Genomic DNA, 14,043 nt, shown 5'->3' with positions numbered 1-14,043 from the left:
CCTGCACGGATGGCATTTTCGGCGGGCGTAGGGGTGATGAGGTGAAGGGCAGGTCGCGGCCTTCGGGTTTGTTGATGCGATGCGAGATCGCGGCTACCGAGCGTGCGACATCGAGCCGTCGTGCGAGGGCTGGGCGCTGATCTGCAGAAGGGAGCCGACGTGGTCCAATTCCAAGTGGATGATCTCGTTGGTGCCCGCTTCGAGCAGGGGTGCCGGGATGTACAGGGTCTGCTGAGGTCCTTGCTTCCAGTAGCGGCCCAGCAGGACGCCGTTGATCCAGACGTAGCCTTTGCCCCAGCCGGGCAGCGACAGGAACGTGTCCGCGGGCTCGGCCACCTCGAGTGTGGTTTGGAAGAACGAAAGCGGCTCGCTCGTCGTTCCCGGCTGGAATCTCAGTCGCGATATGTCCTCCAGAGGGATCGGCCGCGCTGTGTATCCGTGCACGTATTGGTGGTGGTGCAGGACACCGCCGAGGATGCCCTTGCGCTCGCCGAGCAGTGGACCGTAGTTGGTCCGTCCCATCGATTCCACGAGGATCTCCAGGGCGGCGTGCCCGGTCGCGAGCAGTACGGGAGGATCGGCGTCTCGCTCGACGACGCCGGCGAGGCAGCCGTCGATGAAGACGTGCGCGCGGTCGTGCACGCCGCGCAGGGTGAGCGGGTACGGCCCGCGCGGTCCCGGAACGGTCGTCTGGTACAGGACCAAGCCGTGGTTCAGGCCCAGGTCTTCGAACGTCGGTGGCACCGGCCCGGTGGTCTCCGGCCGCGCGATGGCGTCCAGTGCCTCGTGCAGCCGCACCGAATGCGTAGGGCGTAGCGTGGCGGGAGGCAGCGTGGCGGGCACGGGGGGCACGTCGGTGAGCTTGCCGCCGTAGCGGGAGAGCACGTCCCGGAACCGCCAGTACTTCTCGGTGGGCGCGCCGTGCTCGTCGATGGGCGCGTCGTAGTCATAGGACGTCACCGTGGGCCGCCATGGGCCGGCGCTGTCGTCTCCTGTGCGGTTGGCACCCGCCCACATGCCGAAGTTGGTGCCGCCGTGCGCCATGTACAGGTTCACCGACGCCCCCGCGGCCAGGATCCGCTCCAGGGTGTCCGCGGCGTCCTCCGGGGCGCGGGTGGCGTGTTCGTGCCCCCAGTGGTCGAACCAGCCGCACCAGAACTCCATGCAGAACAGCGGGTCGTCCGGCCGGTGGGCGCGCAACGCGGCGAAGGCCTGCTCTGGCTCGGAGCCGAAATTTACCGTGGCCAGCACGCCGTCGATCGTGCCACCGGTCAGGTAGTGGTCGGCCGGCCCGTCGGAGGTGAACAGGGGCACCTCGATGCCGCGGCTGATCAGGCCGTCCGCCAGGTGGCGCAGGTAGGCGTGGTCGCTGCCGTAGGAGCCGTACTCGTTCTCCACCTGGACCATGATCACGTTGCCGCCGCGGGTGACCTGGCGCTCGGCCACCTGGGGGATCAGCCGGTCGAAGTAGCGGTCGACGTGAGCCAGATAGTCGGGGTCGCTGGCGCGGAGGGCGCCGGTCAGCCAGGTGGGCAGCCCGCCGTTGTCCCATTCGGCGCAGATGTACGGCCCAGGCCGAACTATTGCCAGGAGTCCTTCGGCCGCGGCCGCGTCGAGGAACGCGCCCAGGTCGTCCAGGCGGCGAAAGTCTCCCGGCCGCGATTCGTGCAGGTTCCACGGCACGTAGGTCTCGACCGTGTTGAGGCCCATGGCGCTCACCATGGCGAGCCGGTGTTTCCATTGCTCGGGCTGCACGCGGAAGTAGTGCAGTGCGCCCGACAGCACCCTGAACTCGGCGCCGTCCAGCCGGAATGTGCCGTCGGCGACGGAGAAGGCACGCACGAAACCATCCTTTGGAGTTCGAGCCTGGGCAGGGGTCAGGGGCGGGTGGATGGGTGACCCACTTGAGGACGCCTTCGATCAGCGCACCGTGGCCGTGCCAGTATCGGCGGGTCATCTGCTGATTCCGGCGGTCATGCCGTCGACGATGCGGCGGCCCAGCCAGAGGTAGAGCACGATCATGGGATAGACCAGGATCACGATGCCCGCGAACATGCCGCCCCAGTCGGAGCTGTACTGCATGCTGCTGTACAGACCGAGAAGGGCGGCGGGCAGGTTGCGTTCCTCGGGGAGGGGGGCGATCAGCAGGGCGAGCAGGGTCTCGTTCCACAGGCCCATGACGTTGAGCACCAGCACGGTGGTCAGGCCCGCTCTGGCCACGGGCATGATGACCTGAACGAACGCGCGGAGCGGACCGGCCCCGTCGATCTCGGCCGCCTCCTCGATCTCGTGCGGCAGCGACCGCATATATCCGGTGAGCACGAACACGGCGAAGGGCACCGACAGCGCCACCTGGAAGACCAGCAAGGTGATGCGGTTGTCCCACCAGCCGGTGACCCAGTCCTCCATGAACGCGTAGACCGACAGCTTGACCACTACGATCGGCACCAGGATCGTCTGCAGCGGGATGCTCAGCCCCATCGCGAAATAGTTGATCGTGGGGCCGGCGACGCGCCGGCTCGAGCGTGCCAGCACATAGGCGGCAGGGGCGGACACCGCCACGATCAACACGGCGCCGAACACGGTCAGCACCACGCTGTTCAAGGCCGCGGCGGAGAATTCGGCCGCCTGCCACGCCGAGCTGAAGTTGTCCCATCGCGGGGTCTTCGGCAGCGCGAACGGATGCAGCCACACGTCCCGCGAGTCCTTCAGCGACTGGATGCCCACCCACCCGATCAGGGCGAGGTTGAAGGCCACCCAGGCCCACAGGGCGACGGCCGTGGCCCTGGGCAGCAGGATGTCCCCGATCAGACGTCTCATGACAGCTCCACTCGCTCACGCCTGGTGATGCGCCGGGTCAGCACGATCAGTACGGCCGTCACGAGGAGCGTCATCACGCCCATGGCCGCCGCGCTTCCGAGCTCCGGCAGCCCGGCGCCTTTCACCACGATGTACTGCTGCACCGCGATCGTGCGGGCGGGGATCGGCGGTGCGGCAGTGGTGCCCGCGGTGGTGAAGGCCAGCACGATGTCGAAGATCTTCAGGCTGTTGACCACCCAGAGGACGGCGGAGACCGCGAAGACGTCCCAGGTCAACGGCAGCGTGATGTGCCGGAACTGCTCCCATTTGGTGGCCCCGATGAGCTGGGCGTCCTCATACACGTGCGTGGGGACGGCGTCGGCGGCCGACATCATCAGCGCGACGTAGAAGCCGGTGCTCGACCAGACCAGTCCACCCACGATGCAGCGGAACACCATCTCGGGGCCGAGCCAGGGCTGCGGGTCCAGGCCGAACCACTCGAGCACGGTGTTGACCGCGCCCTCGGGGTTGAGCAGGAAGCCCACTGCCGCGCCGATCGCGATGAGCGAGATGATCAGCGGCAGGAAGACGACGGACCGGATGAAGGCCCGCCCCTTGAGCTGCCTGAGCACGACCATGGCGAGGAAGGTGAAGCCGAAGATCAGGGCGCCGCCGACGATCGCCATCACGAAGGTGTTGGTGAAGGCAGTGGTGAAGACCTCGTTGTGCAGCAGCGCCACGTAGTTGTCCAGCCCGCGCCAGGCCATCTCCGAGCCGGGTCCCGACCATCTGGTGAGACTGACCCAGATCCCGAACAGCGAGGGCGCGACGAACAGCAGGGTGTAGACCAGGAGCGCGGGCAGCAGGAAGGGCCAGAACGCCCGCTCGTAGGTTTTCACCCGGTCGCCAGGTGCTCGGCCGTCCGCTTCTTGCCCTCGCGGACGAACGTGGTCGCGTCGATCTTGCCGGAGAGCAGCTTGTCGTTCAGGGGCAGGAACATGTCGCCCCACCAGGTCTTGTCGGCACCCGCGTAGTCGTAGCTGAGGTGCGTCTCCTTGGCCTCCAGCACCGCCTTCTGCACGTCCGCCATGTGCGCGGGGGCGGGCACGTCACCGCGCGAGGAGATGTTCAGCGCCACGGTGGAGAACTGCTCCATGTACTTCTTCTGCAGCGCGAAAGCCAGGAACTTCTTGGCCGTGGCGACGTTCTTGCCCTTGGCGTTCACGCCCCATCCGAGGGTGCCCACCTCGATGGACTTCTTGCCGCCGGTGGGGACCTGGAACGAGGCGACCTTGAAGCCGGGAGCCAGCTGGGGCTGGACCTCGCTGGCCAGCCAGGTGCCGTTGAGGTTCAGGTCGTATGTGCCCTGCGCCCAGGCGTTCTGCGCGGCGGGGAACTTGGTCGCCATGAAGTCCCGCTGGAAGTAGCCGCCCTTGGCCAGCTGCTCGACCTTCTTCGCCGCGTCGAGCACCTGGGGCTTGTCCCAGTTGGCGGGGTCCTTGGCCAGCTCGGCCAGGCTTCCCGCGCCGTTGGCGCCCACCAGCAGGCTGTAGAACCAGAAGACGTTGTAGAAGGCGATGGTGCCGTCCTGGCCGATCGGGGTACGGCCGGCCTTCTTGGACTCGTCGAGGAAGGCGATGAACTCATCCCAGGTCTGCGGGTTCAGCCCGGGGTGCTTGGCCGCGTCGTACCAGACGGCGGTGGAGAGGATCGTGTGCGGAACGAAGGCCAGGCCGTTCTTGCCGGAGGAGGCCCACCGTACCGGCTCGGGGAGCACGTCCTTGACCGTCTTTCCCTCGCCGGGGACCTGCGCGTTCTCCACGTCGTCCAGTGGGCCGATGATTTGCTGGGCGGTCAGGGTGTCGATGTCGCCGGTGGTGGTGTCGAAGAGGTCGGGGCCCTGGCCGGAGGCCATCTCCGCGTTGAGGTTCTCGTTGCCGGTGCGGCCGACGAACTTCACGTCGACCTTGGTGCCGGTCTCCTTGGCGAAATCGTCGAGGATCGTCTTGATGATCTTCGCCTGGGCCTCCGCCGCGCCCCAGGACGAGCGGTAGGACAGGGACTGCTGGGCGGGTTCACCGCTGTTCTTCTTGCCACAGGCTGCCAGGCCGAGGGCACCTATCAGTAGGAGAGCCGTCATTTTACGCATGGCGGGGGGCCTTTCCTATCGAGACGACGGTTCGGGTGTGCCTGGCCAGTTCCGCGGCCCAGACCACCCGGTGCGTGGCGAGGCTGGCTTGTGCGTTGGTCGGGACCAAGGCCGGGTTGTTGTCGCGTACGGCGGTGAGGAACGTCTCCATCAGTGCCCCGTCACCCCCTCCGTGCCCGGAGGCGGCCGAGGCGTCGGCTCCGGCGAGGGCGTCGATCACCGACACCTCGTTGGTGAGGAAGTCGTGGACGCGGAGCGTCTCGCCGTCACACTCGATCGAGCCGTGTGTGCCGAAGATCCTTGTCTTCCTGTGCTCGAGCCCGCCGAACGCGGTCATGGTGAAGGTGGCGCTCGTGCCGTCGGCGAACTCCATGATCACCACCTGGCTGTCGACCACGTCGTTGTCGCAGGCGTAGACGCATCTGCCGTACGGGCCCTCGCGCAGGGCCGTGAGCACGCCCTCCTCGGTGAAGTCGCGGGTGATCGCGCCAAGCGGCCAGAAGTGCCGGTCCGGATCGGCGAGGCACTCCATGTACAACCGCTTGGCCGAGTAGGGGCAGGTGGGTTCTATCGAGCAGTCCAGGCATCGGTCGGCAGCCCCCGCGGGCTTGCTCTCCTCGGTGAAGTGGACGAGCTTGCCGAAGGAAGACACCCGCTCGGGCACCTCGCCCTTGATGTGCACGATCCAGTCGAGATCATGGCAGGCCTTGGCGAGGAGCATCGGGGCCGACTCGGCCTCGTTTCGCCAGTTCCCTCGCACGAAGGAGTGCGCCTGGTGCCACCAGCCGACCTGCTCCAGGTGCTGGATGTTCATGATCTGGCCGATCCTGCCCTCGTCCAGGAGCTCCTTGAGCCTCGTGGTGTAGGGCGCGTAGCGCAGCACATGGCAGACCGCCAGGATCACGCCGTTGCGGTCGGCGGCCTCGGCGATGGCCGCGGCGTCCTCCTCCGTCGGCGCCATCGGCTTCTCCAGCAGGATGTGGTAGCCCAGATCGGCCGCGCGTACGGCAGGATCGAGGTGCAGGCGGTCCTGCGTGGCCACGATCACCGCGTCGGCCAGCCGCTCGCCGGCCAGCAGGTCCCGCCAGTCGGCGAAGACGCGCTCGGCCGGGATGCCGTGCTCGGCCGCGAAGTCTGCCCGCCTGTCCGGGTCGGGCTCGGCGACGGCCACGACCTCGGCGAACCCGCCTTCGCGCGCTAGCCTGGCGTAGCCGGTGCCGCGCAGGCCCGCCCCAATCACGGCAAGAGTGACCATCCGCATCCCCTACGAGTTGTAGCATTACTAATGAAGGTTGTTTTTATTTCTGCGACGCAAGATCTGTCAAGGGGGCAAGCGTGACAATTCGTGGCGGCGACACCTCGCGGCTTCGCCGGATCAATCTCGTGACGACGCTCCGCACGGTCCGGTCGCAGGGGCCGCTCGGACTGACCGACCTCGCCAAGGAGGCCGCGCTCTCCAGGCCGACCGTGGAGGGTCTGGTCGAGGAGCTGCTGGCGGCGGGCTGGCTCAGGGAGCTGCCACCGGAGAGCGGTCAGATGGGGCGGCCGGCCAGGTTGTTCGCCTTCCACCCGACGGGCGGCCACGTGCTCGGGATCGACATCGGCTCCTACACGCTCAGGGCCAGCGTCGCCGATCTGGAGGGCACGGTCGTGGCCGCGCACGACGAACAGACCGCCGCCACCGCAGGCCGCGCTGAGCGACTGGCGGGCCTCAGGACAGCGATCGCGACCGTGCTGGAGGCCGCCGGGCTGACCGCCGACCGCATCGCCGCTGTTTGCGTGGGCACCACCGGCGTGGTGACCGCCGAGGGCGTGGTGAAGCTGTCGGTCGGTCTTCCCGAGTGGACCGGCCTCGATCTGGCGGGCGAGCTGCGCGCGAGCTTCGACTGCCCCGTGCTGGTGGAGAACGACTGCAACCTGGCCGCGCTCGCCGAGCGTTGGCGCGGCCAGGCCCGCAGCGTCGACGACCTGGTGTTCGTGCTGTCCGGCGTGCGTACGGGTGCGGGCATCCTGGTCGGCGGCAAGCTGCTCAAAGGCGCCAGGGGTGGCGCGGGCGAGATCGGCGCGCTGCCGCTGGTCGGCTGGCATCGCGCGCCCGTCCACCTGACCGGTTTCCAGGGCCTGCCGCCCGGCACTGCGCCACGGGACGCCGCCGCCCAGGTCTTCGCCGCGGCCAGGTCCGGCGACCCGGCCGCGCAGTGGGCGGTCGAGCAATACGCGCACGACCTGGCGGAAGGCATCGCCGCCTTGGTGCTGACCGTGGATCCCGAGTTGGTGGTGCTCGGCGGCGGCGTCTCACGCTCGGGCGACGTGCTGCTCGCGCCGCTGCGCCGGCATCTGGACCCGTTCTGCCTCGAACCGCCCGTGGTGGCGATCTCCGATCTGGGGGAGCAGGCCGTGGTCCTGGGTGCGGTCCGGCGCGCGCTCGATCACGTCGACGCCCGCCTCTACGACTTCGACGCTCCCCTCCCGAAGCCGTTCTCCTGACCACCGGACAGCGCTGCCGGCCCCGATCGCCTTCGTCGCTCTTGCAGCACCGCAGGTTCGAGCCCGTCGCCTGACCAAGGCGACGGGCCTGAACCTGCTTTTCTCATTGGCTCCTGGAGCCATGTCGCTGGTCACCCCGGACCGGCCGGCACAGCGGATCGTGCCCGGTCATCACCTGCTCACTGAGTCGGCAGGTTGTAGAGCTCCAGCTCATAGACGGCGTACATGCTCCAGCGGGTGTAGTTCGCATCGTTGATCTTCAGGCGCAACTTTCTCACGCCTTGCAGGTCGGGAAGATCGGCGACCGAATACTCCATGATTCCGTCGTCATCATCGTGGGTCCATCGGAACGCGACGCCCTGCGCGGCGGTCGTCCAGTCGGTGCCGTTGGTCGAGACCTCGAGGTCGACGTCGGTCAGGCCCTGCGGAATGCCGCCACGGGTGGTGACCACGAGCGTGTTGAACGCCTTCGGCTCTCTCCAGTCCAGCACGATCTCGTGCGGGAACGGGTTCGCGTCGGTGTAGCCCTGCTTGGCGGCGAACATCGTGCCGTATTCGCCGTCGACCATCTTCTGCGGGCCGTATTGCACGCCGCCATCGCCATCACGGGCCGCCGAAGCCGACACCGCCGAATAGCTGCGGGCGATGTTGGCGTCCGCCGTGTTCACCGCGCCCTTCACGAGCGTGAGCTTGTAGGCCTTCGCGGTCCGGCCATCGCTTGCCAGCGTGCGGATCTCGACCTTGTTCTTGCCGTTCGCCACGTTGACATTGACGGTCGCACCGTTGGCAACGGTGCTGCCGTCGACGGTGATCGTGCCGCCGGCGTCGGTCAGCGTCGGGGTCAGGCCGACGGCGCTCGCCCCTTGGTTGACGAGCAGCGCATAGTCACCGCGATGCCCCTCGAACGTGAATTCTGAGACGTTGGTGAGCTTCAGGTCCTTCAGCGTCGCGTCGAAGTGCTGCTGCCCAGGTGCGAGATGCACGCGGAATCCGTCGAACCGCACCTCTCTGTTTTCGAGATTGGTGATCTCGATCCGGTGCCTGCCCGGCGCCAACCCGGTCTTTCGATACGCGGTGAAGCGGTCGTACTGGACCGCCTCGTAGAGGTCGACCACCGTCGCCGGCCCGCCGTCGACCGACACGGACACTTTTCCGGTCGTCGAGTTCTTCTCGAAGAACGCGTCGACACCGGTGCCCTCGAACTCGTAGGTCGCCTTGTCGCCGGCGGTCTTGCTGAGATGGACGCTCCCGAGGTACGCGGACTGCCGCTGCCGTGGTGCCCAGCCGGCGGAGTAGCTGATGCTGTCATCGGTGCTGTCGAGCAGGAATGTGTTCGGAACGTCCTGCCCCTCGTATGGGCTTGTCGGCTGGGGGATCGCGCCGACGGTCTCGCCCGCGGCCGCCCGCACGATGTAGCTGTGCAGAGTATCGAGATATGCCGGGTCGAGTGTGTAGCGACGCGGGTCCTCCGGGCTGATCGCGCTGTCGACGATCTGCTTCGCCAGGGCCGGGTTGCGCTTCCTCAGAATGTTGAGGAGCTCATAGTCCTCGAGACCATCGCGATGTGCCTCGAGACGCAGGCTGCTCTTCACCGTCAGGTTGGCCCTGTCCGGATAGACGATGTAGGAGTCGCCCTTCCAGGGACCTACGTACCACGCGTTCCACGCCCAGTGCAGATGACCCTGCACACCCTCGCGTTCGAGGTCCCAGAACAGCATGCGGCCGGTCACCGTCGGCTGCGTCCAGAACCGGTTGAGCCACGGGGGAGTGTTGACCTCACACGTGTAGACCCACAGGTCCTGACCCGCGGCCTGCTGTGCCTTGTAGCCGGCCTTCTTGCGCTCGAATGCCGGCGTCAGCGGCACCCAGGTGTCGACATAGGGCTTGGTCTTGTCGTCGAGGAGGATGCCGTCGGGGTCGGCGTCCATGGTGCGGAAGTCGGCGCCGATCTGGGAGTTGATCTGCTGAATCTTGCGCGCGACATAGGTCCAGAGGTTGCGCTGGTCGGCGGTGATGGGCTCGTCACGAATGTGCTGATACCACGTCAGGCCGTTCGTCCAGCCCTTGCTCTTCAGGTGCTCGTGCAGCGCGGTCAGATAGTTCGTCAGGAAGGCGTCAGTGACCGGCAGGCTCTCCGGCAGCTTCGCGTTCCAGCTGTCGTTGGGCTTTTCGTTGTCCGGCATCTTGCTCAGAGCGTGAATGAGATGCTGGTTCGCGAAGTTGGTGATCCCGTGCCGCTTGAACGCCTCGACGTAGCGGTCGAAGTTCGTCCAGTCGATGTCGCTCGGGATCCCCTTGACGAATTCCGACAGCTCCGTGCCGGTGGACTGCAGGAACAGGTCCGTGCGGAGCCAGACCATGTTGGTGCGATATTCAGCGAGCTTGCGTGCGAACTCGTCCATGAGGTCGAACCACGCGTCGCTGTAGGTGTCGACGCCGTAATAATACTTGCCGACGTCGTAGGCCTGGCTGGCCTCACCGTTCCAGCTGAAGCCGTCCCAGGTGAAGCCGTTCGTCATCGTCCACTGGTAGTTGGTGAACGGTGACTTGTCGATCGTGGGGATCTCGACGTCGTGCACGCTGAACTGGATCGGGACCGAGTAGTTGCCACGAGTCGTCTCGACCGTCGCCGTACCGCGATAGGTGCCGGGCGCCGCACCGCGTGGCACGAAGCCGGTCACGAAGATGGGCTGAGTCCGACCGGCCTCGACCCAGGTCGCCTTATCGTTGGACAGCGGGTCTGGCATGGCCGACTCGGGATAGAGCAGGTCGCCCTCACGGTCGGGGAAGAACGGGTTCGCCGCGACCGTGCTGTCGTCCTTGTAGGCAACGAAGTGGTAGCTCAGGTTGGCTCCCGCGATCCGCCGCTTGCCGTCTGCGGTCAGGTCGCCGAATCGGACGCGCTCGACGCGCAGCCGTTCTTTGGCGCGCACGGCGATCTGCGCGCTCTCGTATTCACCGCGGGCGGCTACGAGGTTGATGGAGGTGCTCGGACTCTGCGGGACGGTCGTCGTGCGATAGACGGTCTTTTGCGGACTCTCGACCCATAGCTCCGCAGCCTTCGGACTGGCCATGGCAGCCGGCGCGAATGGTCCGAATGGTGCGAGCAGCAGGGTAACGCAGAGTAAGGAGAGGGCTCGACGTCGCATGGCCACTTATGATGGATTCTTGTTTAAGTCTGGTCAAGTGGCGTACCCGGGTTGGGGGAGAGAGGTTTCGGGCCCCGTGATCTGCTCGACGATCGTCGAACTTCTAACCGGCCGGGTCGCTGGGGTTGTTGTTCAAGGCTCTGGAAGGGTTCCTGAGGAGCCCCGCCACCGGCGCGCGTACGGCTCCCGCGTCGTCACCGCGGACCCCGTCGACGTGGCCACCGGCGAGGTGGTGCTGTACCAGCCGACGCGGAGGTGGCGGGGGCCCCGCGACCGCCGACCCACTGGGGCACGTCACCCGGGTGGAGGCCGACGACGCCGGGCTGCTGTCCGCCGTGACCAGTCCAATCGACTCCGGCATGGGGACGCGGCGCCGCGGGAATGGCACCTCCTGGCCGGTAGGGCGCCGAAGGGAAGGCACTCCTCCCGGCCGGATGTACCGCCCCCGGCGCGCCACCCGATGAGACAGGAGGCTCCATTGTGAACACCCCCGTGTCCGTGAGCGAAGCCGGGCGAACGTTCGCCACGCCCGCCGCGTACACCGACGAGGCCCGCCTTCACGAGGCACTCGCGCTGCTGCGCCGTGAATCACCCGTCCATCGCGTGGAGGTCCCCGGCTACACCCCGTTCTGGGCGGTCACCCGCCACGCCGACGTGCTGGAGATCGAGCGCGACCACACCCTGTGGCTCAGCGCCCCGCGCCCCGTGCTGAGGACCGCGGACCTCGACGCCGCACTCGAAACGCGCCGGGCGCGGGGGGCCGCGCTCAGCAGCATCGTCCACATGGACGATCCGGAGCACCGCGCCCTGCGCGCCGTCGGGGCCGACTGGTTCCGCCCCAAGGCCATGCGCGCCCTCGAGGTGCGGGTCCGAGAGCTCGCCCGCCTGCACGTGGACCGGATGGCAGAGTACGGCGGCGTCTGCGACTTCGCCCGCCAGGTCGCCGTGCACTACCCGCTCTACGTCATCCTCACCCTGCTGGGCCTGCCCGAGTCGGACTTCCCGCGCATGTTGCGGCTCACGCAGGAGCTGTTCGGCCAGCACGACGAGGAGACCGGGCGCGGCGGCAGCCCGCAGGGCCATACCTCCGTGCTGGAGGACCTCTTCGCCTACTTCCACGAGCTGACGGCCGAGCGCAGGGCCAGGCCGACAGGCGACCTCGCCTCGGAGATCGCCAACGCCCGCATCGACGGCCGGCCGCTGGACGACAACACCGCCGCCTCCTACTACATCCTCATCGCCACGGCCGGGCACGACACCACCAGCTCCACCATCGCGGGCGGCCTGGAGGCACTCATCCGGCACCCGGACGAGCTGCGGCGACTGCGGGACGACCCCGGCCTGCTGCCGACGGCCGCCGAGGAGATGATCCGGTGGGTGAGCCCTGTGAAGGAGTTCATGCGCACCGCCTCCGCCGACACCCGGGTCAACGGCACGCCCATCCGGAAGGGCGAGTCGGTGCTGCTGTCGTATCCGTCGGCCAACAGGGACGAGGACGTCTTCGCCGACCCGTTCCGCTTCGACGTCGGCCGCGACCCCAACAGGCACCTGGCCTTCGGCTTCGGCGTCCACTACTGCCTGGGCGCCGCGCTCGCCCGGATGGAGATCCGTGCGCTCTTCGCCGAACTCGTCCCCAGGCTGGAGAGCGTCGAGCTCGACGGCGAGCCCGTGTGGACCGCCACCACATTCGTCGGCGGACTCAAACGCCTCCCCATCCGCTACGTCATGACGGACGGCTGAGCGTGCCGACCCGGGGGAGGCCGGCCAGGCGTACGGCCATCGCCGCGGTCTCCTCCGGCACGACCACCAGCGAGCTCGGCAAGGGCCTGACCGGAGGTAACCCGGCCATCGCTGACATCCCGGGTACCCTCTTCCTCGGCGGCGGAGTTCCTGTCGCCTCCGGTGGCGCCCCCAAGCAACCAGCGGCGATATCGACGAGGTCATCGCCCGGGCCGGCCTCAAGGCGGTCGCCGACCGGCTCCGTTGAGAGGCCCGAGGCGCCGGGTCATCCTGACCTCCGTACTCGGCGTGATGCTCGCGGCGTGCGGCGTCCGGAAGGTGAGAGGAGAAGCTGTGCTCAACGAGGAACTGCTGGCGAGCGCCGCACGAGGGGATGCCGCCGCCGTCCGGGACGCGCTCGGCTCCGGGGCGGACATCGAGGCCCGCGACCGGCAGCGCCGCACGGCCCTGCTTCTCGCCGCGGCGGCCGACCATGTCGAGGCGGCCAAAATACTGGTCGCGGCCGGTGCCGACCCCAACGCACAGGACTCCCGGCACGACACTCCCTGGCTGGTCACCGGGGTCACGGGAAGCGTCGCGATGCTCAGGACCCTCCTCCCGGCCGAGCCGGACCTGACCGTACGCAACCGCTACGGAGGCGTCTCCCTCATCCCCGCCTGCGAGCGCGGGCACGTGGACTACGTCCGCGAGGTGCTGAAGACCGGCATCAACGTCGACCACGTCAACGACCTCGGCTGGACCGGCCTGCTGGAGGCCGTCATCCTCGGCGACGGAGGCAGGCCGTACCAGGAGATCGTCCGCCTGCTCATCGCCGCGGGCGCCGACGTGGACCTCGCCGACCACGACGGCATCACCCCGCTCGCCCACGCCACCGCCAAAGGCCAGACCGAAGTGGCCGCCCTGCTCCGCGCCGCCGGAGCGCACTGACCCGCGCCGCCGGTCGTCGGCGCCCGCGGCGCCGTGGCGGTGGCCATGCCCGTCGACTCGTCCAGGTCTGGCCGCGTTGATACGCCTGCTGCGCCGCTGCGTGTTTCCCGCATGTTTCATTATTCTGAAAATCTTCATCATCGTATTGACGCTGAAGGCAGCAACATTAAGATGAAGCCATGATGAACGACGGCATCCCCGAGTCCGTGGCCGCGATGCTCGGTGCCGTCGGAACCCGTGTCCGCTCCCTGCGCAAGGAGCGGGGTTTCACCCTTGACCGGCTGTCCGAGCTGTCAGGGTTGAGCACGGGGATCATCAGCCAGGTGGAGCGCGGGCTGGCCAATCCCTCGTTCTCCACGCTGGTCCAGTTGGCGCACGGGCTGGGCATCCCGGTCGGGATGTTGTTCCAGGTTCAGAAGGAGCACCGCTCGCCGCTCGTCCGCAGGTCGGAACGGCGGCGTCTCGGTGGTCACGGTGTCGACGACGACGCCGTCTTCGAGCTGCTCGTCCCCGACCTCAACGGCGCACTGGAGGTGACCTGGGTCGAGACCCGTCCCGGTCATGACACCAGTGCCACACCCTTCCGGCACAACGGGGAAGAGGTGGGGATTGTCCTGTCCGGACACAAGGATGTGTACCTGGACGGGGTCAAGTACGAGCTCGGGCCCGGCGACGCCATTCGATACCCGTCCACCATCCCGCACTGGTACGCCAATTCCAGCGACGAGGTCTGCACAGCGATCTGGGTGATCACCCCACCAACTTGGTGACCTCGGTCGGGTTCCCCCCATG

The 14,043-nt window shown here is 67.7% G+C and carries 11 protein-coding genes; 4 read left to right on the top strand and 7 right to left on the bottom strand.

Annotated features, from left to right (window positions below; genetic code table 11):
- Nucleotides 1-93: 93 nt before the first annotated feature.
- The 5 genes from ACQPWU_RS46810 to ACQPWU_RS46790 form a co-directional block, all read right to left on the bottom strand.
- Nucleotides 94-1,842 carry a glycoside hydrolase family 35 protein gene (locus ACQPWU_RS46810; RefSeq protein ID WP_433432522.1) on the bottom strand — a complete coding sequence of 583 codons (1,749 nt, stop codon included), beginning with the start codon at nt 1,840-1,842 and terminating at the stop codon, nt 94-96.
- Between the two features lie 111 nt (nt 1,843-1,953).
- Complete coding sequence (locus ACQPWU_RS46805) at nt 1,954-2,820, bottom strand: carbohydrate ABC transporter permease (RefSeq protein ID WP_433432520.1); 867 nt, start codon at nt 2,818-2,820, stop codon at nt 1,954-1,956.
- Nucleotides 2,817-3,698, bottom strand: a complete 882-nt coding sequence (locus ACQPWU_RS46800) for a carbohydrate ABC transporter permease (protein WP_433432519.1) — start codon at nt 3,696-3,698, stop codon at nt 2,817-2,819. The genes ACQPWU_RS46805 and ACQPWU_RS46800 overlap by 4 nt, the downstream gene beginning before the upstream one ends.
- Entirely contained in the window at nt 3,695-4,939 is a 1,245-nt protein-coding gene (locus tag ACQPWU_RS46795) for an ABC transporter substrate-binding protein (RefSeq protein ID WP_433432517.1), read from the bottom strand. Before ACQPWU_RS46795 ends, ACQPWU_RS46800 begins: the two co-directional genes overlap by 4 nt.
- A 1-nt stretch (nt 4,940) precedes the next feature.
- Nucleotides 4,941-6,203: a Gfo/Idh/MocA family protein gene (locus tag ACQPWU_RS46790; RefSeq protein WP_433432515.1), complete on the bottom strand. Its 1,263-nt coding sequence runs from the start codon at nt 6,201-6,203 to the stop codon at nt 4,941-4,943.
- Nucleotides 6,204-6,283: 80 nt separating this feature from the next.
- Between ACQPWU_RS46790 and ACQPWU_RS46785 the strand changes: the two genes are divergently transcribed.
- Nucleotides 6,284-7,435: an ROK family transcriptional regulator gene (locus ACQPWU_RS46785; RefSeq protein ID WP_433432513.1), complete on the top strand. Its 1,152-nt coding sequence runs from the start codon at nt 6,284-6,286 to the stop codon at nt 7,433-7,435.
- Between the two features lie 179 nt (nt 7,436-7,614).
- Here the strand turns inward: ACQPWU_RS46785 and ACQPWU_RS46780 are convergent, their stop codons facing one another.
- Nucleotides 7,615-10,509, bottom strand: coding sequence for a glycoside hydrolase domain-containing protein (locus ACQPWU_RS46780; protein ID WP_433432511.1), 2,895 nt, complete (start codon nt 10,507-10,509; stop codon nt 7,615-7,617).
- 555 nt (nt 10,510-11,064) lie between these two features.
- On the opposite strand from ACQPWU_RS46780, the gene ACQPWU_RS46775 reads away from it, so the two are divergent.
- A complete protein-coding gene (locus tag ACQPWU_RS46775; RefSeq protein ID WP_433432509.1) occupies nt 11,065-12,324 on the top strand; it encodes a cytochrome P450 in 1,260 nt (419 codons plus the stop codon).
- Here the strand turns inward: ACQPWU_RS46775 and ACQPWU_RS46770 are convergent.
- Nucleotides 12,308-12,433 (bottom strand): hypothetical protein, encoded by a 126-nt coding sequence (locus tag ACQPWU_RS46770; RefSeq protein ID WP_433432507.1) that lies wholly within the window; start codon nt 12,431-12,433, stop codon nt 12,308-12,310. The two genes, ACQPWU_RS46775 and ACQPWU_RS46770, sit on opposite strands and share 17 nt — an antisense overlap.
- A gap of 224 nt (nt 12,434-12,657) precedes the next feature.
- Between ACQPWU_RS46770 and ACQPWU_RS46765 the strand changes: the two genes are divergently transcribed.
- Nucleotides 12,658-13,251, top strand: coding sequence for an ankyrin repeat domain-containing protein (locus ACQPWU_RS46765; protein WP_433432506.1), 594 nt, complete (start codon nt 12,658-12,660; stop codon nt 13,249-13,251).
- Nucleotides 13,252-13,430: 179 nt separating this feature from the next.
- The gene (locus tag ACQPWU_RS46760) at nt 13,431-14,021 is read left to right on the top strand and encodes a cupin domain-containing protein (protein ID WP_433432504.1); all 591 of its coding nucleotides are present in this window, start codon (nt 13,431-13,433) and stop codon (nt 14,019-14,021) included.
- The last annotated feature ends 22 nt before the right edge of the window (nt 14,022-14,043 follow it).

The sequence above is a fragment of the Nonomuraea sp. CA-141351 genome, assembly GCF_050944675.1.
Lineage (GTDB): Bacteria > Actinomycetota > Actinomycetes > Streptosporangiales > Streptosporangiaceae > Nonomuraea.
Note: the sequence above shows the minus strand (reverse complement) of the source record. Positions and strands in the feature narration are given on the sequence as shown.

Coding starts and splice junctions, on each gene's coding strand:
- ACQPWU_RS46805 (WP_433432520.1), bottom strand. CDS start 2,820: ATGAGACGTCTGATCGGGGACATCCTGCTGCCCAGGGCCACGGCCGTC.
- ACQPWU_RS46795 (WP_433432517.1), bottom strand. CDS start 4,939: ATGACGGCTCTCCTACTGATAGGTGCCCTCGGCCTGGCAGCCTGTGGC.
- ACQPWU_RS46790 (WP_433432515.1), bottom strand. CDS start 6,203: ATGGTCACTCTTGCCGTGATTGGGGCGGGCCTGCGCGGCACCGGCTAC.
- ACQPWU_RS46780 (WP_433432511.1), bottom strand. CDS start 10,509: ATGGCCAGTCCGAAGGCTGCGGAGCTATGGGTCGAGAGTCCGCAAAAG.
- ACQPWU_RS46770 (WP_433432507.1), bottom strand. CDS start 12,433: ATGGCCGGGTTACCTCCGGTCAGGCCCTTGCCGAGCTCGCTGGTGGTC.
- ACQPWU_RS46760 (WP_433432504.1), top strand. CDS start 13,431: ATGATGAACGACGGCATCCCCGAGTCCGTGGCCGCGATGCTCGGTGCC.